12 protein-coding genes, 1 pseudogene and 1 other annotated feature are annotated in these 21,918 nt (G+C 56.1%); of the genes and pseudogenes, 8 read left to right on the top strand and 5 right to left on the bottom strand.

The window, feature by feature from the left end:
* Positions 1 to 506 precede the first annotated feature (506 nt).
* The 5 genes and pseudogenes from NQZ67_RS30910 to ilvB form a co-directional block, all read left to right on the top strand.
* Positions 507 to 2,432 (top strand): annotated as a pseudogene (locus tag NQZ67_RS30910) (rhamnogalacturonan lyase); the annotation flags it as partial.
* A 72-nt stretch (positions 2,433 to 2,504) separates the two neighbouring features.
* Positions 2,505 to 6,458, top strand: coding sequence for a GDSL-type esterase/lipase family protein (locus NQZ67_RS30315; RefSeq protein WP_503636297.1), 3,954 nt, complete (start codon positions 2,505 to 2,507; stop codon positions 6,456 to 6,458).
* 83 nt (positions 6,459 to 6,541) lie between these two features.
* Entirely contained in the window at positions 6,542 to 7,537 is a 996-nt protein-coding gene (locus tag NQZ67_RS08485) for an S-layer homology domain-containing protein (RefSeq protein WP_257444558.1), read from the top strand.
* Positions 7,538 to 7,691: 154 nt separating this feature from the next.
* Complete coding sequence (locus NQZ67_RS08480) at positions 7,692 to 9,143, top strand: glycosyl hydrolase (protein WP_257444556.1); 1,452 nt, start codon at positions 7,692 to 7,694, stop codon at positions 9,141 to 9,143.
* 734 nt (positions 9,144 to 9,877) lie between these two features.
* On the top strand, positions 9,878 to 11,578 hold the full coding sequence (gene ilvB, locus NQZ67_RS08475) for a biosynthetic-type acetolactate synthase large subunit (protein WP_257444554.1): 1,701 nt from the start codon (positions 9,878 to 9,880) through the stop codon (positions 11,576 to 11,578).
* 77 nt (positions 11,579 to 11,655) lie between these two features.
* Here the strand turns inward: ilvB and NQZ67_RS08470 are convergent, their stop codons facing one another.
* Positions 11,656 to 12,567: an ArsR/SmtB family transcription factor gene (locus NQZ67_RS08470; protein WP_257444552.1), complete on the bottom strand. Its 912-nt coding sequence runs from the start codon at positions 12,565 to 12,567 to the stop codon at positions 11,656 to 11,658.
* Between the two features lie 162 nt (positions 12,568 to 12,729).
* Here NQZ67_RS08470 and NQZ67_RS08465 point away from each other — a divergent pair, with 162 nt between their 5' ends.
* Positions 12,730 to 14,493, top strand: coding sequence for a glycoside hydrolase family 2 protein (locus tag NQZ67_RS08465; protein ID WP_257444550.1), 1,764 nt, complete (start codon positions 12,730 to 12,732; stop codon positions 14,491 to 14,493).
* Between the two features lie 104 nt (positions 14,494 to 14,597).
* Here NQZ67_RS08465 and NQZ67_RS08460 read toward each other — a convergent pair whose 3' ends face one another.
* From NQZ67_RS08460 to NQZ67_RS08450, 3 genes are all read right to left on the bottom strand, one after another.
* Entirely contained in the window at positions 14,598 to 15,569 is a 972-nt protein-coding gene (locus NQZ67_RS08460; RefSeq protein ID WP_257444548.1) for a proline dehydrogenase family protein, read from the bottom strand.
* A 79-nt stretch (positions 15,570 to 15,648) separates the two neighbouring features.
* On the bottom strand, positions 15,649 to 16,455 hold the full coding sequence (locus NQZ67_RS08455; RefSeq protein ID WP_257444546.1) for an AraC family transcriptional regulator: 807 nt from the start codon (positions 16,453 to 16,455) through the stop codon (positions 15,649 to 15,651).
* Positions 16,456 to 16,490: 35 nt separating this feature from the next.
* Positions 16,491 to 16,790 (bottom strand): hypothetical protein, encoded by a 300-nt coding sequence (locus tag NQZ67_RS08450; RefSeq protein WP_257444545.1) that lies wholly within the window; start codon positions 16,788 to 16,790, stop codon positions 16,491 to 16,493.
* A 142-nt stretch (positions 16,791 to 16,932) separates the two neighbouring features.
* Positions 16,933 to 17,197, top strand: a binding site (T-box leader).
* A 73-nt stretch (positions 17,198 to 17,270) separates the two neighbouring features.
* On the opposite strand from NQZ67_RS08450, the gene NQZ67_RS08445 reads away from it, so the two are divergent.
* Entirely contained in the window at positions 17,271 to 18,965 is a 1,695-nt protein-coding gene (locus tag NQZ67_RS08445; RefSeq protein WP_257444543.1) for a glutamine--tRNA ligase/YqeY domain fusion protein, read from the top strand.
* A 1-nt stretch (position 18,966) separates the two neighbouring features.
* Positions 18,967 to 19,320 carry a VOC family protein gene (locus NQZ67_RS08440; protein WP_257444542.1) on the top strand — a complete coding sequence of 118 codons (354 nt, stop codon included), beginning with the start codon at positions 18,967 to 18,969 and terminating at the stop codon, positions 19,318 to 19,320.
* 2 nt (positions 19,321 to 19,322) lie between these two features.
* Here NQZ67_RS08440 and NQZ67_RS08435 read toward each other — a convergent pair whose 3' ends face one another.
* Positions 19,323 to 21,635 (bottom strand): helix-turn-helix domain-containing protein, encoded by a 2,313-nt coding sequence (locus NQZ67_RS08435; protein ID WP_257444541.1) that lies wholly within the window; start codon positions 21,633 to 21,635, stop codon positions 19,323 to 19,325.
* Between the last annotated feature and the right edge of the window lie 283 nt (positions 21,636 to 21,918).

Genomic DNA, 21,918 nt, shown 5'->3' with positions numbered 1-21,918 from the left:
CGAAAGGGCTGAAAAGTTTACTTTCTCGTTATTTAGAACTTTGTTAACCTTTTGGAACCGCCGTATGCGGACCCGCATGTACGGTGGTGTGAGAGGACGGGGGCTAGCCGCCCCCTCCTACTCGATTATTTGCTGCCTGAGATCCTAGCGGGCGGACCGCTTCACTTTTGCTTCTGACTGTTTAATTTTGATACAAAATGTATACTGCATCCCCGTCGTATCAAGCGATAAAGCAAAAGTGACAGGGATGATCAATACTGGTGCTTTACCGTTCGGAGCGGAAGAGGGTACGATAGGCACAGCCTCGCCGACACCCAGATCCGTCATTCCGTCTGAGGGAAGTTTATCGTTAGGAGGTGTTGTTTTTAAATGAGATGAAAGCGCTTCAATTCAAATTGGAACCGCTTTCGTTCTGTTTTGGCAATCTGTAGCGGCATGTAGAGGAGGGTTCTTCACAACGAGTCAGTCACATAATGAGATTGGAATTTTTCTAGAGGAGTGAGTTCATGGGTATAAAGGCTTTATCCCGCAAAAAATCGATCTGCGCGTTCTTTTTGTCGGTTCTCATGGTTTGTTCGCTCGTTGCGGTACCGGCTCCAGGTCATGCGAATGCTTCGGAAACCGAACCGGCCCGCCAAGGGGATTATCTGGGCCGCGGCTTGGTTGCGGTTCTGGTCGATAACGGCGTGTTCTTGAGCTGGCGTTATTTAAACACGGATCCGGACGAAATCGCTTTCAACGTATATAAAAACGGCTATAAAGTGAACGCGGCGCCGCTGACGGGCGTCACGAACTATGTGGATACGACGGGCGCGGACAGCTCCCAATACCAGATTTCCACGATCGTGGGCGGCAAGGAAGTCGTGCAGCCGGAGACGGTTCCGGTCTGGCATAACGATTATTTGCCCATCAAGCTGGATAAGCCGGCCGATGCCCGAACGAAGGATGGCGGCACTTATACGTACAGTGCCGGCGACGCTTCCGTAGCGGACGTGGACGGCGACGGCGAATACGAAATCGTATTCCTATGGAACCCGAGCAACGCTAAGGATAACTCGAGCGCCGGCTATACCGGCAATGTCTATATCGATGCGATCGAGCTGGACGGAACGAAGCTATGGCGCGTTGACCTTGGCGTGAACATTCGAGCCGGCGCGCACTATACGCAGCTCATGGTCTACGACCTGGACGGCGACGGCAAAGCCGAAGTCGTCGTTAAGACGGCCGATGGAACGAAGGACGGCAAGGGCAACGTGATCGGCGACGGCACCAAGGATTACCGCAACGAAGGCGGATATATTCTGACGGGACCGGAATATCTTACGCTGTTCGACGGCCAGACCGGCGAAGCTTTGTCCACCGTGCCTTACGAGGTGCCTAGAGGCGACGTTAACGCGTGGGGCGACGGCTACGGCAACCGCGTGGACCGTTTCTTGGCGGCCATCGCTTATTTGGACGGCGTGAAGCCAAGCGTCGTGATGACTCGCGGCTATTATACGCGCACCGTGCTAGCGGCTTTCGACTATACCGGCGGCGAGCTCGTGAAGCGCTGGGTGTTCGACAGCAACGTGGCCGGCGATCAGTACAGAGGGCAGGGCAATCACGGGTTAAGCGTGCTCGATGCGGACGCGGACGGCAAGGACGAGATTATGTTCGGCGCCTTGGCCATTAACGACGACGGAACCGTCATGTACAGCACCGGGCTCGGCCACGGCGACGCGATGCATGCCGGCAAGCTGGATCCGAACCGGGATGGCTATCAGGTAGTAAGCGTACACGAGAATATCGGCGCTCAATACGGGATCGAGATGCGCGACGCCGCCACCGGAGAGATCATCTGGGGCCAGTTTACGGGCATCGATACCGGACGCGGCATGTCGGCGGATATCGATCCGACGTATCCGGGCTACGAATCATGGGCTTCCACTATCGTCGAAGGGCAAATGGAGCCCGTCACGCAAGTATTCTCGGCTGCCGGAGACGTGGTCTATCAGGGAGAAGAAGCGCCAAGGAGCACCAACTTCGCGATTTGGTGGGACGGCGACCTGCAGCGGGAGCTGTTCGACCATGTATGGGATAACAGCACGGCCAAAGGCATCCCGGTTATCTATAAGTGGGATTACGAAAACAAGAAGATGAATGAGATTTTCAGGGCGACCGGCGCCTTGACCAACAACCACACCAAAGGAAATCCGGCCATTCAAGCGGATATTCTGGGAGATTGGCGCGAGGAGATCCTGCTGCGCAGCGAGGACAGCACGGAATATAGACTGTATACGACGACGATCCCTACGGCCTACCGGATTCCGGCGCTGATGCAGGATCCCGTATACCGCCTCGGCGCGGCTTGGCAGAATACGGGCTACAATCAGCCGCCTCATACAGGCTTCTATATCGGCGCGGAAGCGACCGAATTCCCGAAAGCGGAGCTTGATCTCGCAGGAGGGGAAGAAGCTCTTGAGCCGGTATATCAATTCGACTTCGGCACGGAAACCGCAGCCGGGATGACCGGCGTGCAGGATACGCTCTATACGGCGGAGGCGGGCTACGGCTTCGAGAATGCAAGCGGCATTACGGTGAACGCGGGTAACGTCGGTTTACCGGAAAACGCCAAATTCGCCGTCGACCTGCCGAACGCGAATTACAAGGTGACGGTTAAGCTTGGCGATGACGCGCGCGATTCGAACGCGGGCATCAAATCCGAATTCGTGCAGAAGCTGGCGGTGACGGGCGTGACAGCGGGAGCGCCTCTGGTCTACTCCTATGACGTCGCGCTTGTGGACGGCCAGCTGGAATTCGTCTTCACCGGATCGGCTATCGACGTGCAGGAGCTGACCATCGAGAAGTATCCGGCGAAGGCGGCCGACGCTTCCGCGACGATCTACATGGCCGGCGATTCGACGATGCAGTCGTACAGCGAGATGCAAGCGCCGCAGCAAGGCTGGGGCCAGCAATTCGGCCGCTACTTCGCGGATGGCGTAGTCGTGGAGAACCATTCGATCGGCGGCAGAAGCAGCAAGTCCTTTATGGTAGACGGGCGTCTGGATACGGTATTGCGCGAGATCAAGCCCGGGGATTTCTTCTTTATCTCCTTCGGCCACAACGATGCCAGCGCAGGCATTCCGGAACGCTACGCGTCGCCGGCGGATTATAAAACGTATCTCGCCCGCTACGTGAACGGCGCCAGACAGCGCGGTGCGACGCCTGTGCTGCTCACGCCGGTAGGACGCCGGGACTTCAATCTCGTTACACAGGAATTTAATGTGAGCTTCCCTGATTACGTAGCAGCCGCCAAAGAAGTGGCGGCGGAGCTCGAAGTGGCTCTGATCGACTTGAGCCAGCTCAGCATCGCGCATTACAACAAAGTAGGCTTGGCGGCTACAGAGGATATCTTCCTGTATGCTTATCCGGGCGAATATCCGAAATATCCGAACGGCGTAAACGATAACACGCATTTCAGCGGCACTGGCGCGCGGGTTATTGCCGGCTTGGTTGCCGGGGCGGTCAAGGAAATGGGTCTGACCCTTTCGCCGTTCGTCATCGACCCGGATATCGGCGAACCGGAGCCGGAGCCGGAGAGCCAGCTCTATGAAGAGAACTTCGAGGGCGATCCGACCGCCGCTCAATATGCAATGGTGAACGCCACCGGCATTGCCGGCACGATGACGGGAACGGTCGTGGAGCAGAACGGCAACAAGCTGCTTAACGTGGTCGGTTCCGGATCCGGACATCGCGCGAAGGTATTCCGCATCTTTGACGCGATCGGCGGCGATATCGTGAACGTGAACTTCGACTGGCATACGGGCAACAACATCTCGTTCCCTACCGAAGGACACTTGTCGCTGCAGGACGCGAACGAAAACTTGATCTTAACCCTGTACACGACTAGCGTGAGCAATTCGACGATCGGTTATTTGGCTGGTCATTATGCGCCGGATTACGGCACGGGAACGACGGCCATTCCGGGCGGGCAAGCCACGACTATCGCGAAAAACCAATGGGTCAACGTGGACGCGACGATCAACTTCGCGGAGAAGACGATTGATCTGACCTTGACCAGCCTGGCGGATGAAAGCATCACGCAAACCATCGAAGATATTCCGATGAGCGCGGGCACGGCTTACGCCGATAACGTAAGAGCGATGCGCTTCCTCGGCACGAGGAAGGGCGGCGGCGGCACGTTGAACTGGACGACGCAAATCGATAACGTGCGGATCGAAGGCACGACGCTTCCGCCGGAAGCAGCCGACCAGACGGCTCTGGTGGCGCTGCGCGACGAAGCGAAAGCGCTCGATCTGACCGGATATACGGAACAATCGAAAGCCGTTCTGAACAAAGCTATCGCGGCAGCCGACGCGATTATCGGAACGGAAGCGACGCAGGCTCAGATCGACCATGCGTTCAACATGCTGACCGTGGCCAAGGCGTCGCTCACCAGCGAGCCTGTTGGCGATATCAGCACGTATCGATTCGATTTCGGCTCCGGAAGCGCGGCCGAGGGCTACACGAAGGTGGACGCGAAGAGAGCCTATGTGGAAGGCAACGGCTACGGCTTTGCCGACACCTCGCTGACCGTAGACGAAAACCGCGAAACCGGGAACGCGCTTACGGAAGACTTCACCCGCGTTAACGGCACCTCCTTCCTAGTGGAGATGGAGCCGGCTAACTACCGCGTCACGATGACGATCGGCGATTCCCAAGAAGCGACGAATGCCGGGGTTGTGACGGAGCAGATGACGAAAGTGCCGAACTCGACCGTCCCTAGCGGCGAATTCAAGGAAATCTCGTATGACATCGCGCTGATCGACGGCGTATTCAACTTCGAGTTCTCCGGCAACACGCCGAAGATCAACGCGCTGAAGCTCGAACGACTGCCTGATAACGGCGCGGGCGACAAACCGGTCATTTATCTGGCGAGCGATTCCACCGTCGCCAACTATGCGGAGGGCTACCGACCGCAGGCGGGATGGGGCGAGACGCTCGACGACTACTTCGATCTGGAGCAGGTTAGCATCGATAACCGCGCCGTTGGCGGACTCAGCAGCAAAACGTTCCTGGTAGGAGGCTATTTGAACGATATTTTGCTCGGCATCAAGGAAGGGGATTACCTGTTCATGCAGTGGTCCCATAACGATTCGACTCCTTCTCGTCCGGAGCGTTATCTGACGCCGGAGCAATTCAAAGCGTATCTCAAGGATTACATTAACGGCGCCAAGCAAAGGGGAGCGACCCCCGTATTGGTGACTCCGGTGAACAGACGCGACTTCACAGATGAAACGCTTAATAAGAGCTTCCCTGAATATGTGCAGGCGATGAAGGAAACGGCTCAGGAAACCGGAACTTTGCTCGTCGATCTGAATCAAGCCAGCTGGGAGTACTTCCAGGAGCTTGGTCCGGAAGGAACCAAGGACATCTTCATGTGGGTAGACGGCAAGGAAGACAATACGCACTTGCAGATGAACGGCGCCATTAAAGTATCCGAGATGGTGGCAAGGCTAGTGAAACAGCTGAACATTCCTCTATCCGCCTTCGTAACTGTGGAGGATACGGAAGTTCCGCCGGGCGAGCATTGGGCAGCGGCGTCCGTAACGGGTCCCGCAAACGCGTATGCCGGCCAATCGGTAGAGCTCGAGGTTGGCGTATCGCAAGTATGGCAGGGCTTCACCGCCATGGATATCATCGTTCAGTACGACCCGGCGAAGCTGGAGTTCGCGACAGCTGTCGATGAGAACGGCGGGGCGGTGCTGGCGGAGAACGCGATTGCGCCTGGCCGCGACAATCTGCATGTCGTCGCATCAGCCATTAAGCCGGCCGAAGGCCAAATTCGCGTCATCTTGATAAGCGCGGGCGAGGACCATGCGGTCTCGGCGGGCTCCGATCTATTCGTCCTGCGCGGGAAAGTGAAGGCCGACGCTCCGCTCGGAAACGTAAGCACGTCGGTTACGAAGTTCGATGTGTCCCGCGACGGCTTGGCGGGAATCGCGAACATTGCCCAGGCTTATCATTCGATTACCATTGGCCAAGTGCCGGTCGAATCGGACAAATCGGCTCTGGAGAAGGCGATCGCTTCCGCTCAGGCTCAGCTGGCCAAAGCGGCGGAAGGCGATGTTATCGGCAAATACGAGGTCGGCTCGAAAGCCGAGCTGCAAGCGGCTATTGACGCGGCGATTACGGTCCGCGGCAATCATTACGCAACGCAGGCGCAAGTCGATGCGGCAACCGGCGCGCTGAACGCAGCGGTTCAGCAGTTCCTCAGCCGGTTCATCAGCCTGGTCGACGGCCAGACGCAGATCACGATCCGCGACTTGTCCATTATCGCGAAATACTTCGGCATCACGAAGGACGATCCGAAGTGGAGCGAAATCGCGAAAGCCGATATTATCGGAGACGGCGAAATCGATATTCGCGTACTGGCAGCGGTCGCGCGAATGATCCTGACGGATTGGAGCGCGCAGTAGTCCATTATTGCTTGAATTGAAAGGGCTGGAGGAAGGAGCCGGGAGCTCCTTCCTCTTCCTCCATGAAAGGGAGAGGTATAGACATGATGCAATGGAAGAAAAAAGGGATGCTCTTCTTGACGGCGCTATTGCTGTTATCGCTGTGGTCTCCCGGCGCGCTGCTCGCGGCGAACGAGCCGGTTATCAGTCTGAAAGCAACGAATCGGGAATCCAAAGTGATTATCGAAGTGAAGGGTCAGCATTTGACCGATCTGTACGCTTATCAGTTCAATCTCGGGTACGATCAGAAGCACATGAAGTTCATCGATGCGGACAGCCCCATCGCCGGCTTCACGGTAGATCCGAAGGTCGAGGACGGGGACATTCTGTTCGCGCATTCGAAGGTCGGAGCCGTCAAAGGGTTGAAGGGCGAAGCGGTTCTGGCGACTCTGACGTTCGAGAAGATAACCGGCAGCCCGGCTAAGTTTACCTTGCATGACGTCAAGCTCGTAGACTCTGAGCTAGAGATGGTCGAGCTGAAAGCGGAAGTCCAAGTGTCCTCCGATCTCAAGTTCAAGGATATAGCCGGCCACTGGGCGGAGGCATCGATCCTGAAGGCGGTGGAGCTTGGCTTCGTGGCGGGCTACAACGACGGGACCTTCCGTCCTCAGGAGCAAGTGACGCGGGCGGAGTTCGTCGCCATGCTCGCTCGCGCTCTGGACTTGCCGGTGCCGAGCGAGCCTAAGCTGGACTTTGCCGATCTGGAGAACATTCCGGTATGGGCCAGGGGGTACATTGCCGCAGCCGTGGACGCGGAATTGATCGAGGGGTACGCGGACGGCACGTTCCAAGCCGGCAAGCTCATCTCGCGCGCCGAAATGGCGGCGCTAATCGTTCGATCGGAAGGCGTCGTTCCATCCGGCGACGAGAAGCCGAGCTTCGCCGATACGGATCAAATTCCGAAGTGGTCCCAGCCCTATATCGCCGTAGCAGTAGAACGCGAATGGATTAAGGGAGTCGGGAACAATGCGTTTGCTCCTCTTAAGAACGCTACCCGCGCGGAAGCGGCTCATCTTATCGTTAAGCTGCATCAAGACTAATTCAAGGAACGTCCTATTCTGCCTTTTAAATGGCGGAGTAGGATGTTTTTTGTTCAACAAAATTATACTTTTGTATATAGTTTACTAAAAATATAACTCCATGTTAAAATAAGTTGCAAGCGCTTGCAATCTTATTTTGAATAGGAGGCAAATGATGAAGAAGACAGGATGGAATTTGGTTCTCGTTTTTATGGCCATCGTGATGCTCGTCAGCGCAACGTCGATTCAACCTCCGCCAAAAGCAGCAGCCGCGCCGATTAATATGGCCTACGGCAAACCCGTGCAAGTATCCTCGACGGAGAACGCGAGCTACTCGGCGCCGAACGCGGTCGATGCCAACGGCAATACGAGATGGTCGTCTTCGTATGCGGATCAGCAGTACCTGATCGTGGATCTCGGAAGCGCCCAGACGGTTTCGAGCGTCCGGATCAGCTGGGAGGCGGCGTATGCCAGACAGTTTCAAATTCAAACCTCTACGAACAACTCTACCTGGAATACGGTTTATTCGAATTATAATGCCGCGGGAGGCTCGCAAACGATCCATTTCTCGGCCGTGTCGGCCCGCTACGTCAAAATTTACATGATCCAGCGAGCGACGAGCTACGGCTTCTCCCTGTGGGAATTCGAGATTTACGATACGGGCAGCGGTGGAGGCGGCGAAACAATCGGCGTCCTCGATTATTTGAGAGGAGTAGGCAGAACAGGGACGATCATCGGCCAACATAACCGCGAGCCGAATTCCAACCCGTCCTATTATACGAATCAGATCTATAACCGCACAGGGAAGTATCCGGCCTTATGGAGCGGCGATTTCTTGTTCTCGCAGAGCGACGTCGACAACCGGTGGACGATGATCTACGAAGCGGAGCGGCAATGGTATAACGGCGCCATCATCAACCTTATGCTTCATGTAACGAATCCGAAGCAAGGCGAGGTCGGCGCGTGGCAAGGAGGCGTAGTCAGCGACTTAACGGATTCGGAGTGGAGCTCTCTCATCACGAACGGCGGCACTTTAAATTCGGCGTGGAAGAAGCGGCTTGATACTTACGCGACCTATCTTCAATATTTGGAGGATCGGGGCGTTCCGGTGCTGTTCCGTCCGTTCCACGAAATGAACCAAGGGATTTTCTGGTGGGCGGGACGCTCTGGCGCGAACGGCACGGCGGCGCTATACCGATTGACACATGACTACCTAGAGTATACAAAAGGGCTCAGCAACCTGATCTGGGTATGGGATATGCAAGATCTTGCGCCTCCTTCGGGGAAGACGTTCGCAACAGACTGGGCATCGTACAATCCGGGGAGCAGCTACTGGGACGTGTTTGCGGTCGATATATACGAAGGGCTGACGATGGAAAAATATAACGCGGCCATTGCGGTAGCAGGAGAAAAACCGATCGCGATCGGGGAGTTTGCCAAAATGCCGACTCCAAGCCAATTGCAGCAAATGCCGCGCTGGGCATTCGCGATGGGATGGGCCGAATGGGTGTACGCGGTCGTACCGGGTCAAAACAATAATCAGCCGTTTAACACGACATCGGAAATTCAGGCGACGTATTACGCTGCCAATGTCGTTACGCTTGATGAGCTGCCGAGCTTGCAGTGACGTTGCGTTTGCCAAACCGAAATGAGATTTAAGTATTGTTTTCCGTCCATCGCTATGCTAAGATGAGAAAAATTGTAAGGCGCTGATGGGAAAAACATATCGATCCGCTTATGCCAAGAGAGCGAAGGGCCTGCTGAAACCTTTGCCTTAAGCGGGGTATGGCGTCATCCCGGAGCCGTCGACCGAAGGCCGAATCCGCACTCCGTTTCGGCTGCGTAAGCCCGACCGGAATGGCACCCGTTACCGTGCCCAGGTAAGAGCGAAGTCCCTTACCTCATGAGGCTGGAATCGCGAGATTCCGGCAAATTAGGGTGGTACCGCGAAAATAACCCCTTTCGTCCCTACAGGCAAGCGCAGCATGCTGCAGCCTGGGATGAAAGGGGTTTTTATGATGAAGAAGAGCGATGATGGGAAATAGCCGCATGACGTTTATGCCCAGAGAGCGGGGGGATTGGTGGAACCCTTGCCTTAAACGGTGCGGACGGTCGTCCCGGAGCTGTCGACCGAAATCCGAATGCCGCTAAGCGGGATTCGAGCAGAGTAGACTCGACCGGAATGGCGCACGTTACCGTGCCGCGGGTAAGATCTTTTTACCCGGTAAGGCCGGAGCCGCGAGGCTTCGGCGAATTAGGGTGGCACCGCGAAGATAACCCCTCTCGTCCCTACAGGCCTTGCAGCAAGCTGCAGCCTGGGACAAGAGGGGTATATTTTTTTGGAATAGGGAGGCCGCTCAAATGATGGAGACAGGAACAGAAATGACGGGATCGGAAGCCTTGCTGCAAGGATTGCTGGACGAAGGGGTGGATACGGTATTCGGCTATCCGGGAGGAAGCGCCTTGTACCTCTACGATGCGATGACGCAGAATGACAAGCTTCGCCACATTCTAATGCGGCACGAGCAAGGAGCCGTACACGCGGCGGACGGATATGCAAGATCGACGGGCAAGGCAGGCGTTTGTTTGGCAACGTCAGGACCCGGAGCGACGAATCTCGTGACGGGAATCGCGACGGCTTATATGGATTCGATTCCGCTGGTCGTCATTACGGCTAACGTGCCGACGCACCTGATTGGATCGGATGCCTTCCAGGAAGCCGATATCGTCGGCATGACAATGCCGATTACGAAGCATAATTACTTCGTCCGCGACGCGCAGGATATTCCCCGCATCCTGCGGGAGGCGTTCCACATCGCGGGCACGGGAAGGAAAGGACCGGTTCTGATCGATATTCCGAAGGATATTTGCCATGCGAAAATGATTTACCGGCGACCTGCCTTCCCGGACATTCGCGGATACGAGGCGAAGCCCGAGCTGTATTGCGAGGCCATCGACCGATTGATGGGCGCGATCGCCGAAGCCGAGCGGCCTCTCCTTATCGCCGGCGCCGGCGTCGTTCATTCGAACGCGTCGGGCGAGCTGGTCGAATTCGTGGACCGCACGCGCATTCCGGTCGTGGCGACCTTCCTGGGATTAGGCGGATTTCCGAGCGCGCATCCGTATTTCGTCAGCATGGCCGGACATCATGGCGGCTACGCCGCGAACATGGCGATTCAGCGGGCCGATCTTGTTGTGTCGATCGGATCGCGCTTCGACGACCGATTGACCATGAACGTCTCGGGATTCGCGCCGCATGCCCGGCGCATCGCGCATATTGATATCGACGCGGCCGAAATCGGCAAAAACGTAAAAACGGACATTGGCATAACGGGCGATATAAAGGACGTGCTGAGCTATGCTTGCTCGAAAGCTGAAACGTCCGGTACAAGAGCCGAAGAGTGGATGCGGGAAATTCGAGAAAACATGGCCTTGCATCCGATCCGGTACAAGGACTCGGACACCGAGCTGAAGCCGCAGTTCGTGCTCGAAATGATTCATGAAGCCTCGCGGGGCAACGCGATCATTACGACGGATGTCGGTCAGCACCAGATGTGGGCAGCCCAATTCTACAAATATAATTACCCCCGCTCGCTTATCTCCTCCGGAGGGCTCGGCACGATGGGCTTCGGCTTTCCTTCGGCGATAGGAGCGCAGATTGGCAACCCGGACCGATTGGTCGTCTCGGTCAACGGGGACGGCGGCATGCAGATGTGCGCGCAGGAGCTTGCCGTATGCGCGATCCATCAGATTCCCGTGAAAATCGTCGTGCTCAACAATCGGGTGCTGGGCATGGTGAGACAGCAGCAGGAGCTGATTTACAAGAAGAGATACAGCCAAATCGATCTCGACGGGAGTCCCGATTTCGTGAAGCTGGCGGAAGCTTACGGGGTCAAGGGCCTAAGAGCGAGCAACAAAGAGGAGGCGAAGCGGGCGTGGGAGGAAGCGATGCAAACGCCGGGACCCGCGCTCGTGGAATTCGTCATTCCAATAGACGAGAATGTCTATCCGATGGTACTCGGGGGCAGCAATCTGGATCAGATGATATTGGGAGATTTCTAAAAAAGAGATCTCTATGAAATGAAAACAAACGAGAACAGACGACCTTGCCGCGGTCGTCTGTTTTCATATGGGCTGACTTAAGGCGCCGGCGCATAACGAACCGCAACCTCGATCTCCTGATCGTAATTGCCGAAGCGGCTGCCGAACAGGTTGACGCCTCCGCGATGGACGGCCGTCTCGGGATTGGCGATTTGGAACGCGAAGTCCTTCCCCACCTGAATGCCGAGGTCTGTCGGCGTGACGCCGGACAGCCTCTGTCCGTCCAAATATGTGCCGTCTTGTCCGACCGTAAGCGTCTTGAGCAAGCCGTGCTGCGTGCCCACCGTCCACCAGGAAGGAGTCAGGACCCCGCGGTGGCGTCCGAAATCTCCGGGACATGTCCACATGCCAAGCTCCACGCCATTAAGCGAGAAGTAGATGTCGGAAGGCCATTGCTCGTTGTAATCCGGGGCTTCCGAGCAGATCTCGAACGAAAGCTGAAGCTCGCGCAGCTGCTGCCTGCCTACCAGATAGTTGGGAATGCGGTATTGGACGAAGCCGCTGCCGAACCAGATATGCTTGGCCTTCACATGATCCGGGCTGGAGAAATAACGGGGATCGTCGACCATGCCGATCATGCCGGTCTCCGACGCGAGTCCGCAGGTCGGATGCACCTCGTAGTCCGTATACTGCCCGACCGGAATCGATACCGTATAGACGTTCTCCTCGGATGGTTTGGTCGACTTGAATCGCAGCGTAATGGTTTCGTGAAGGAGATGGCAAACTTTGCGCCGTCCCCTCTTGCCGGATATGCTTTCGGTTCGGATAATGCCGGCTTCTTCGAGCTTCTGGATATGCTTCGTAACGATCGCCGAGGAGAGGCCCAGCGCTTCGGCGAGCTCGTTAATGCTTCTTGGCTCATCGTTCAGCAGCTCCATGATTTTGACACGGGTCTCTGAAGAGAAGCACTCCAGGATCGGCATGTTCTTGCTATCAATTTCTATGTCCATGACGGTTAACCTCATCGTTTTTGGTTTGATTATATAACCAAAAGGTTAATTAATCAACTTTTGGTTGACATATAATCGTCATTTTCGGATAATGTGAACAAGTAAGTGTTACTCATTCATTATTCAATTAACTTATTGATTAACAAAAGGGAGTGGGAAAACATGGCCAGCACGCACAACTATGTGAAGGATTACCCGCGGCCGCAATGGGTGCGCGACGAATGGCAGCTGCTGAACGGAGAGTGGGGCTTCCGTTTCGACGATTCGTTCGAAGGGGAGAACGGCAAGTGGTACGACAAGCTTGATGCGGATCGGACGATTCAGGTCCCATTCACCTACGAGACGAAGGCAAGCGGCATCGGCGAAGAGAAGTTCCATCCCTGCGTATGGTATGAACGGAGCGTCTCCATCCCTGCAGAAATAGGGGACAAACGGATCATCCTTCATTTCCAAGCCGTCGATTACGAGGCCAAGGTCTGGGTGAACGGCGTGCATGTCGGTTCGCACGAGGGGGGGTATGCCGCATTTTCCTTCGATATTACGGATGCCATTAAGGTTGGTGGAGACAATCGCATCACCGTCCGGGTAGAGGACGGCAACAGCACGATGCAGCCGCGCGGCAAGCAGCGCTGGGTCGATCACAGCTTCGGATGCTGGTACGTGCAGACGACGGGGATCTGGCAGTCCGTCTGGCTCGAGTACGTCGATGCGCTGCATGTTAAGAGGGCGAAGATAACGCCGAGTATGGAAGAGGCGTCGGTAACCTTCGAATACGAGCTGGGTCAAACCGCTCGATCCTTCGACGGCTTGACGCTGCAAACGATCATCAGCTACGACGGGAAGCTGATTCGTTCGACCGAAACGAACGTCGATCGGAGGTTCGTCAAGGTGGACCTTAGCGTCATGAACGACATTGGCGAGTGGAAGGTTCACGCTTGGCATCCGAACCATCCGAATTTGTACGACGCGGAGGTTATTCTGAAGAAAGACGGCAAGCCGGTCGACACGGCCCGCACGTACTTCGGCATGCGCCGCATCGAGATCAAGGGCGGCCGCATCCTGATCAACAACCATCCGTATTATCAGCGCCTTCTTCTCGATCAAGGCTATTGGGAGGATACGCATCTAACGCCGCCGTCCGAGGAGGCGATTATCGAGGATATCGAGAAGACGCTGGCGCTCGGCTTCAACGGGGTGCGCAAGCATCAGAAGCTGGAGGATCCGAGATTCCTGTATTGGGCGGACCGCAAGGGCTTGCTCGTCTGGTCGGAGATCGCGGCCGCTTACGAGTTCGGCGACGACGCGATCGAGCGGTTCACCAAGGAGTGGATGGAAGTCGTCCGCCAGCATTACAACCACCCGAGCATCGTGACATGGGTGCCTTTCAACGAATCGTGGGGCATCGGAGGCATCTCGAAGGATCGCAAGCAGCAGCAGTTCACCGAATCGATCTATCATTTGACGAAATCGTACGATCAGATGAGACCCGTTGTCGTGAACGACGGCTGGGAGCATACGAGCTCGGATATTATTACGCTGCACGACTACGAGGAGCTCGGCTCCGTATTGGAAGCGCGGTATAAGAATAAGGACGCGCTGCTCAGCGGCGACATGCCGCATGACAAACACCATTATCCTTTCGCAAGCGGATATAGCTACCAGGGACAGCCGGTTATGATTAGCGAATACGGCGGCATCGCGTTCAAGAGCGAGGAAGGCTGGGGCTACGGCAACCAGGTGAAGAACGAAGAAGAGTTTCTTGCGCGCTACGAAGGCATTACGCAAGCGATCAAAAACCTGGATTACGTCTGCGGCTTCTGTTACACGCAGCTGACCGACGTGCAGCAGGAGGTTAACGGCTTGCTTACGATCAAGCGGGAACCGAAGATCGATATGGAGAAAATCAGAACGATCAATTTGAAATAGAAGCTTTATTTTGCAAATTGACACTGTACTGCAACAACCCTGCCGACTCGCAATCGGCTGGGTTGTTCTCCATTCTCGTCAAACACGTCGCCCATAGGCACGGCTCACTCGTAAGCCGCCGCCGAATCTGCCTGCGCCTCGCTGGCGATGTCGACGATCGCCTGATAGATGTTGGGCGGATATTCGGCAATCCTATGGCAGAGGTACAGGTACCACTCGCGGCCGTAGGTCAGGTAGACGCGGACGGGATACGCAGCCTGCTTCAGCCTGCTGCACAGATCGGGGCGGATGCCGTACAGCATCTCGAACTCAACGCCCGGCAGCCGAGCCCACCCGCGCCGGATCACTTCGTCGACGATTCCCTCGTCGTGCGTGGCGATGGAAATCCGATGCCCTTGCTCTATCGCATCCTCGACCAGTCCCAAATAACGCTCATTCAGCTCCTCCGAGCGGGGGATCGACAGCCCGGACGGTTCCTGATACGCGCCTTTGACCAATCGAACGCGTCCGGTCGCATCGCTCCGCAGACGATTCAAGTCCTGTACCGTCCGATGAAGCTGCGCCTGCAGCGTAATGCCGATATTGGAGTAACGGGCCGCCGCACGACGGTAAACGGCAAGAATCTCCTCCGTCTTCGCGGCTTCCTCCATGCTGATGAATAATTCGATGCCAGCCTGCTCCGCTTGCTCCGCCAACGCTACCAATCCCTTATAGGCCAGCTCCGCATCCACCATCAGTCCGATATGGGAGAGGTCGAACGAGACGCGTCCCGACATTCCGCGTTCCGCCAGATCCCGGACGATCTCTCCCATCTCCCGCACCGCGTCTTCGCAGGCGGCGGCATCCGCCGTATTCTCCCCGATATATTCGATGGATACCGCGTAATCCTTCTCCCCGAGCCGTATCCCGGCTTCGAGCGCCTCCGCTCGTCTGTCGCCGGCCACATACTTGGCCGCGGCTCGTTGCAAGAGCGCGTACACCGCCGGTGTCCGCTCCACGTATTCCTTCAGATCCGCCCGCCGGGCAAGGGACTTCATCGTTGCCGCAAATCGTTGTTCCACATCCGTTGTTGCCATTCCATGTTCCCTCCTCCGGTTCTCTACCCTCAGTGTACAACCGAGGCTCGAGTGGAGGATTGTAAAAAATTGCTTTCTCCTAAACCGATACCGAGTATTGATGAGGCGTTGTGCCCACGATGCGCGCGAACGCTTTGGCAAAATGGCTCTGATCGTAATAGCCGGCATCCAGAGCGATGTCCGCGATGGGCTTCTTGCCCTTCAGCGCTGCCTTGGCATGATTGACCCGCAGCAAATTCTGGTACGCGTGCGGAGGCAGATGCGTGCTCTTCTTGAACATCCGGATGAGGTGGAAGCGGCTGATTCCGATCTCCTGCTCCAACTGCTCCAGCGTGATCCTCTCCCGGTAATGGGCGTGGATATACGCCTTAACCGCCTTGACGTACTTCTGCTCCTTCTCTCCGAAAGTTTCGTGCTCCAAATCGAAGGCGTTCTTGCTAACGAGGGCGCGAACCAGCTCGATGAGCGCCGTCTCCTTCTCCAGCGGGGAGTCCGAACGGGAGAGGCTGCGCACAACGTTAGCCAAAAGCTTGCCGCAGACTTCGTTTTTGACGTTTTCCAGCAGAAAGGGGATGTTCAGCCGGTCGATATGGGGAAGCTCGAGACGGTCCTTCCATTCCGGCTTGACGAACAGCATGTCGTACGTCCAGTCGGCCTCCTCGGCGGGCTGGCAGGCATGCATCATAAGCGGAGGGAAGCTGATCATCCTCCCGGCCTCCACGCGCCAATTCAGGCCGTCGCACCAAGCCTGCGTTTCGCCCCTGCGAATCAAGCCGATGGAATACTCCTCATGAAAATGCTTCTGATACGCGAGATCGCTTCCCTGGCAATGTTTGGCTTCTAGAAACGGAAGCGCTTCGTCCCGGTAGAAGGTTACGTTGGCCATCTATCCGCCCTCCGTGTCATGGAATTGATTAGCAGCTACTTTCTGATCAAATGGCTCAGAATGGCGCGAAGCTCGCCGTCGTGGGCGATGTCATCCTGCTCTTCGCCCTTCAGCTCGATCTTGGTAATGTCGATCTTATAAGGATCGCCGCTGTCCAAAGAGTGGAAGATCAGCTCGCGTTCGTTCTCCAGCTTAACCTTATAGCCGAGTCCCTCGAAGGACCGCATGAAGTCGGAAATTTCGGGATGCTTGCCGTCGGGAATCATCGTTAATGCCCGGTATTCCTTGCTGCTCCCGCCTTCGATGACTTTGAAATGGAACAAGCATTCACGCATTTGAATCATCCTTTGCTAGTTATTAGTATCAGTATGGTGGATGATTCAGGCGAATGCAACTTGCCGGAACGAGGCGAGGGCTGATCGTTCGAGCTCTGTCCGTTTACAATTGCGCGAATATTCAGTATGATGGTAGGAACATTCAAACGCGACGACGAGAAGAGTAAGGGATCGACGTTCTCTAACAGAGAGCTCCGGCAGCTGAAAAGGAGCAGAGGACGACTCCCCGAACCAAGCCTCCGAGCAGCATGCCGGAACTTATCCATGGGGATGGCATGACGGGCGCTCCCGTTACAGGGCTAGAGTATAAGCATGGATTGTCATGCCGTACTTGAAGAGATTGATATGGCGACATATTAATAAACTGGGGTGGCACCGCGAATCGCGAAAGAAACTTCGTCCCCAAGACTTGAACGGGTCTTGGGGGTGAAGTTTTTTTGTTTTTCCGCTAAGCAAATGGAATAGAAGGAGGAGACGGCGATGCGAAGCCTGAACGAGCAATCAATGGATCATTTCATGTATAGACTTATCGAGGAGGAGCTGGGTCAGCAGCCGATCGGCAGGGAGATGCGCACGCGGTTCCCGCCCGAGCCCAACGGTTACCTGCATATCGGGAGCGCCTACGCGATCCATACCAACTATTCGATCGCGGAGCGCTATAACGGCACGTTCCATCTGCGCTTCGACGATACGAACCCGCTGAAGGAAGATATCGAGTACGTAAATGCGATCATCGAAGATATGAGGTGGCTCGGGTACGATCCAGGCCGGCATATCTACTACGGTTCCGATTACGCGGACAAGATCTATGAGGCCGCCGTCGCCTTGATTAGACGGGGCAAGGCCTACGTCTGCGACCTAACGCCGGACGAATTGGCCGCTAATCGAGGAACCCTGACGGAGCCGGGCCGGAACAGTCCTTATCGAGACCGGGGCGCGGAGGAGAACCTGGCCTTATTCGCGAAGATGAAGGAGGGCGCGTTCCCGTCCGGCTCCAAGGTTCTGCGGGCTAGAATCGATATGGCTTCGCCGAACATCAATCTGCGGGACCCCGTCCTTTATCGAATTATTCATGCCGAGCATTACAGGACCAAGAATGAATGGTGTATCTACCCGATGTACGATTTCGCCCATCCGATTCAAGACGCGATCGAAGGCATTACGTATTCGTTATGCTCGATCGAATTCAAGGATCACCGGCCGCTCTACGAGTGGGTTCTAAGGGAGCTCGAATGGACGGATCCTCCGCGGCAGAGGGAATTCGGCCGCCTCAGTCTCACGGGAGTCGTCACCAGCAAACGGTTCCTTAGGCAGCTTGTGGAAGGCGGCTTTGTCGACGGCTGGGACGATCCCAGACTTCCGACGCTCCGGGGATTACGGCGCAGGGGTTACACGCCGGACAGTATTCGGGCATTCACTCGCGAGATCGGCGGCATCCGGACGCAAAGCACGGTCGACATTTCGCTGCTGGATCAATGTCTGCGGCAGGATCTAAAGCCTAAAACCGTCAGCGTGATGGCCGTGCTGCGGCCGCTCAAGGTCGTCATCACCAACTATCCCGAGGATGAAACCGAGCTGCTCGCGATCGAGAACAACAGCGAGAACGAGGCTCTTGGAGCCCGGGAGGTTGCTTTCTCCAGAACGATTTATATCGAACGGGACGACTTTATGGAACAGCCCTCCAAAGGGTTTCACCGGCTAAGTCCGAACGCGGAGGTTCGCTTGAAAGGCGCCTATTTCATCCGATGCGACGAGGTCGTCAAGGATCCGGGCACGGGAGAGGTAACGGAGCTGCGCTGCACCTACGATCCGCAAACCAAAAGCGGCACGGGCTTCGCCGGCCGCAAGGTGAAGGGTACGATTCATTGGGTATCCGCGGAGCATGGCGCTTTGGCCGACGTCCATTTGTACGAGAGGCTGCTTCTTCGGGAAGAAGCGCCAGAGGATGGCGAGGATTGGACGGCCGTATTGAATCCCGACTCCTTGGTAAAAGTGGAGGACGCGGTTTTGGAGGCTTACGCCGCGCATGCCAAGCGCGGGGATAAGCTCCAATTTTTCCGGCATGGTTACTTTTGCGTAGACACGGAGCGTTCAATGAATGGAAAGCCCGTGTTTAACCGAATCGTGCCGCTGAAGGACACGTGGAAGAAAATGAACGCCCGGGGAGAGGATTAACGTGAGAGCACTTAAATTACGGCCTTTTGTGCCGTCAGGCGAAGATTACGCGCTTGCGGTCCGTTTCTATGAAGATCTTGGGTTCGAGAAACGATTCGTCAGTGACGAGCTTACGATATTTATAATCGACGAGCTGGAATTCCATCTGCAGAACTACAGCAACCAGGAGCTGCAGCACAATTACATGCTGGAGCTATGCGTGGAGGACTTGGATGCATGGTGGCGCCATATTCAGGACAGCGGCGTCATCGCGAAATACGGAGTACGCGCGAAGCCGCCGCAGCTTCAGCCGTACGGCAAACGGGCAATCCATTTGCTGGACACGGCAGGGGTGCTGTGGCATTTCACGGAATAGGGCTAGCCTTTGTACCCCAGCAGCTGCTCGGTTGAATGCTGCTGCCGGTATTGGCCGGGGGTCAGCCCCGTCCTTGATTTGAAAATTTTGTTGAAGTAGCTGACGTTGGCGTAGCCGATCTCCCCGCAAATGTCTTCGATGGAGAGGCCCGGCTGCCGCAGCAGCTCGGTGGCTCTCTTGATCCGCAGCTGGATCAGATAGTCGCCGACGGTCATGCCGGTCGCTTCCTTGAAGATCCGGCTTAGATAAGACGAGCTGCGCTGCACGTGCTCGGCGACCGTATCCACGCTGATGTTTTTGTTGAAGTTGGCATCCATATAGTCCGTCGCCAGCTGGAGGGTCACATCCGACATCCGGGACCGCTTCTCCTTGTGGTAGTCGATGATGCGGCCGCACATGTCCAGCAGGCAGGCTTCCATGTCAGGCAGCGTCTCGGCGCGGGCGAGCGCGTCCGCATAAGACGGACGGTCGCCGAACACGGCGGTCATGTCACCGCGCGTCTGAACGAGCGTCTTGACGATCTCTCCGCTCAGCTGGAAGAACAGCTGCTGAATATTCGCTTTGCCAAGCTTCTTGTCGATCGCGGTTCTCGTAATGAGGCGGATCGTCTGGAAGCTTTCTTCTTTGTCCGTGAGAAGCAGCGCCTGCTGCAGCTTCGCCTCCAGCTCGAACGGATAGTAGTAAGCTTCCTCTCCTGCCTTCCAGTCTTCCAATATCGATGAGGGCAGGATTTCGCCTTTTCCAATGTATATTTTCAGATTCAAGGCTTCAAGGGCATCCTCGTAAGCGGCGCGAACCTCATGCTCGCCGCCGAAAATCCGGCTCACGGCAATCGTCACGGTCAGGCCGTACCGCTCAAGCAGCAGCTGCCTCAGCTTTTTGGCCTGCTCCAGCGGGAGCTGCTCCGTATCCGGCGGCACGGAGAGCAGGATGACCGTCCGTTTGTCGTCCTTGGCGAATATTTCGCCGTCGAGATCGGCGCCAAGCTCCTCCATCAGGCCGTAACGGAATAGATGGAATTGGAAGATGCCGTCCGGGCTGTTCATCGGATACGGCTCCTCCAGCTCGAACGTCAGCACGGCGAACCTGGCGAAATCAAGCCGCAGCCCGAGCAGCTTCGCCGCCTGATCCGCGCCGCCGCCTTGGAGAAGATCGTTTAAATATTTTTCCTTGATCGCCGTCCGGTTGTCGGTCAGCAGAGTGTCCACCTGTCGCTTCTCTCTCAGAAGAGTCTCCCAGTTGCGTACCATCTGGTCGAAGCGTTGACGAATGAAGCCGGCTTCGTCGGCCGCCGGCTGATTCGCCGCGACTCCGTCGCGCTTGCCGGCATCGGCGCCTCCGATATAAGAGATCACGCTCTGGAGCGGGCGGTACAGCCTTCGGGACAGGTAGAAGGAAAGCCCGAAGGCGGCCGTCAGGTAGGTAGCGGCGACGGCGATTACGATAATTTTGATCCGATTCATCCCTTGCAGCAAGGCGGATCTCTCCGTAATATCCACAAAGCGCCAGCCGGTAATTTCCGAGGTAGTATAAGAGACGATGCGGCCGGAATCGTCGATGTAGGAGCCGTTCCCTTCGGTGAGCCGGCCAAGGTCGATCCGCTGCAGCAGCGATTCGCCGTCCGCGTCATCGGAATACAGCGGCTCGGAGTTCGGTCCCAGTACGAGCGTGGCGCCTTTCTTGTTGTGATAATGGCTGAGGTAGTCGTCGAACAGCAAATCCAGCTTTAAATTGACGACGATGGCGCCGTTCACCTGTCCGATCAGCGGCATCTTCTGCAGCAGGCTGGCCGCGGTACGGTCCGCCGAGAAGCCGTCCGGCCGCCCCGTCATCCAGAGGGTCCGGCTCCGCGAAGGCTTCTCCCACGCCTCCATCCAGGAGCGGTCGGCGAAGGTCGATATGGGAGACGTCTTGATCTCGGGACGCGAGGTTAGGACAAGCTGCAGCGGCTCGTAGTACATATAGATGGAATCGATATAAGGGCTAATCTTCTTCTGCTCCTCCACGAAGCCGGACAGATCGATCAGCGAGCTGACGGTCAGCTTGCCCGCCGCGTTCGTCTGATACAAATACGATTGGGTCGAGATCATGCCGGACGCGGCATATTGGATGGCGGTCAGCTCTTTGTGGATCAGCTCCTGCTGCTGAGTCAGAATGGATTCGTTGTAGGAGATGGCGTTCTGCACGCTGTTGTCCGCCGAGATCGAATACGTGACCGTAGCGATGAGGATGACGGTAATGACGGCGATGGCGGTCAAGGAAAGCAGAAGCTTAACAAACAACGAGTTATGCTTGATCGAAAGATTCCCCCGCATGACGCTGCCCCCTGTCTATTTGTTTGCGCTTACATTTCTGGTGTTGTTTCAAACCGCTAATATCGGGATTATATCATAGATGCGCTTTTCGGATAGGGAAAGCCTGAAAAACATACAAAAAACAGAAAAACATAACCGCCCCGAAAAGGGCAAAAAAGCCGAAAACATAAAAAGAATCGAAAGAGAGGATTGTGCAGCGGACCGGAGAAGTCTATCGTAAAACGTGTAACCGCTCCCAAACCCCGGCCGGGTGGAAGCAGCCAGGATGCGGTCCGACAACCGA

It is taken from the genome of Paenibacillus soyae (assembly GCF_024623455.1).
GTDB lineage: Bacteria > Bacillota > Bacilli > Paenibacillales > Paenibacillaceae > Pristimantibacillus > Pristimantibacillus soyae.
This window is presented reverse-complemented; position numbering and strand designations above follow the sequence as displayed.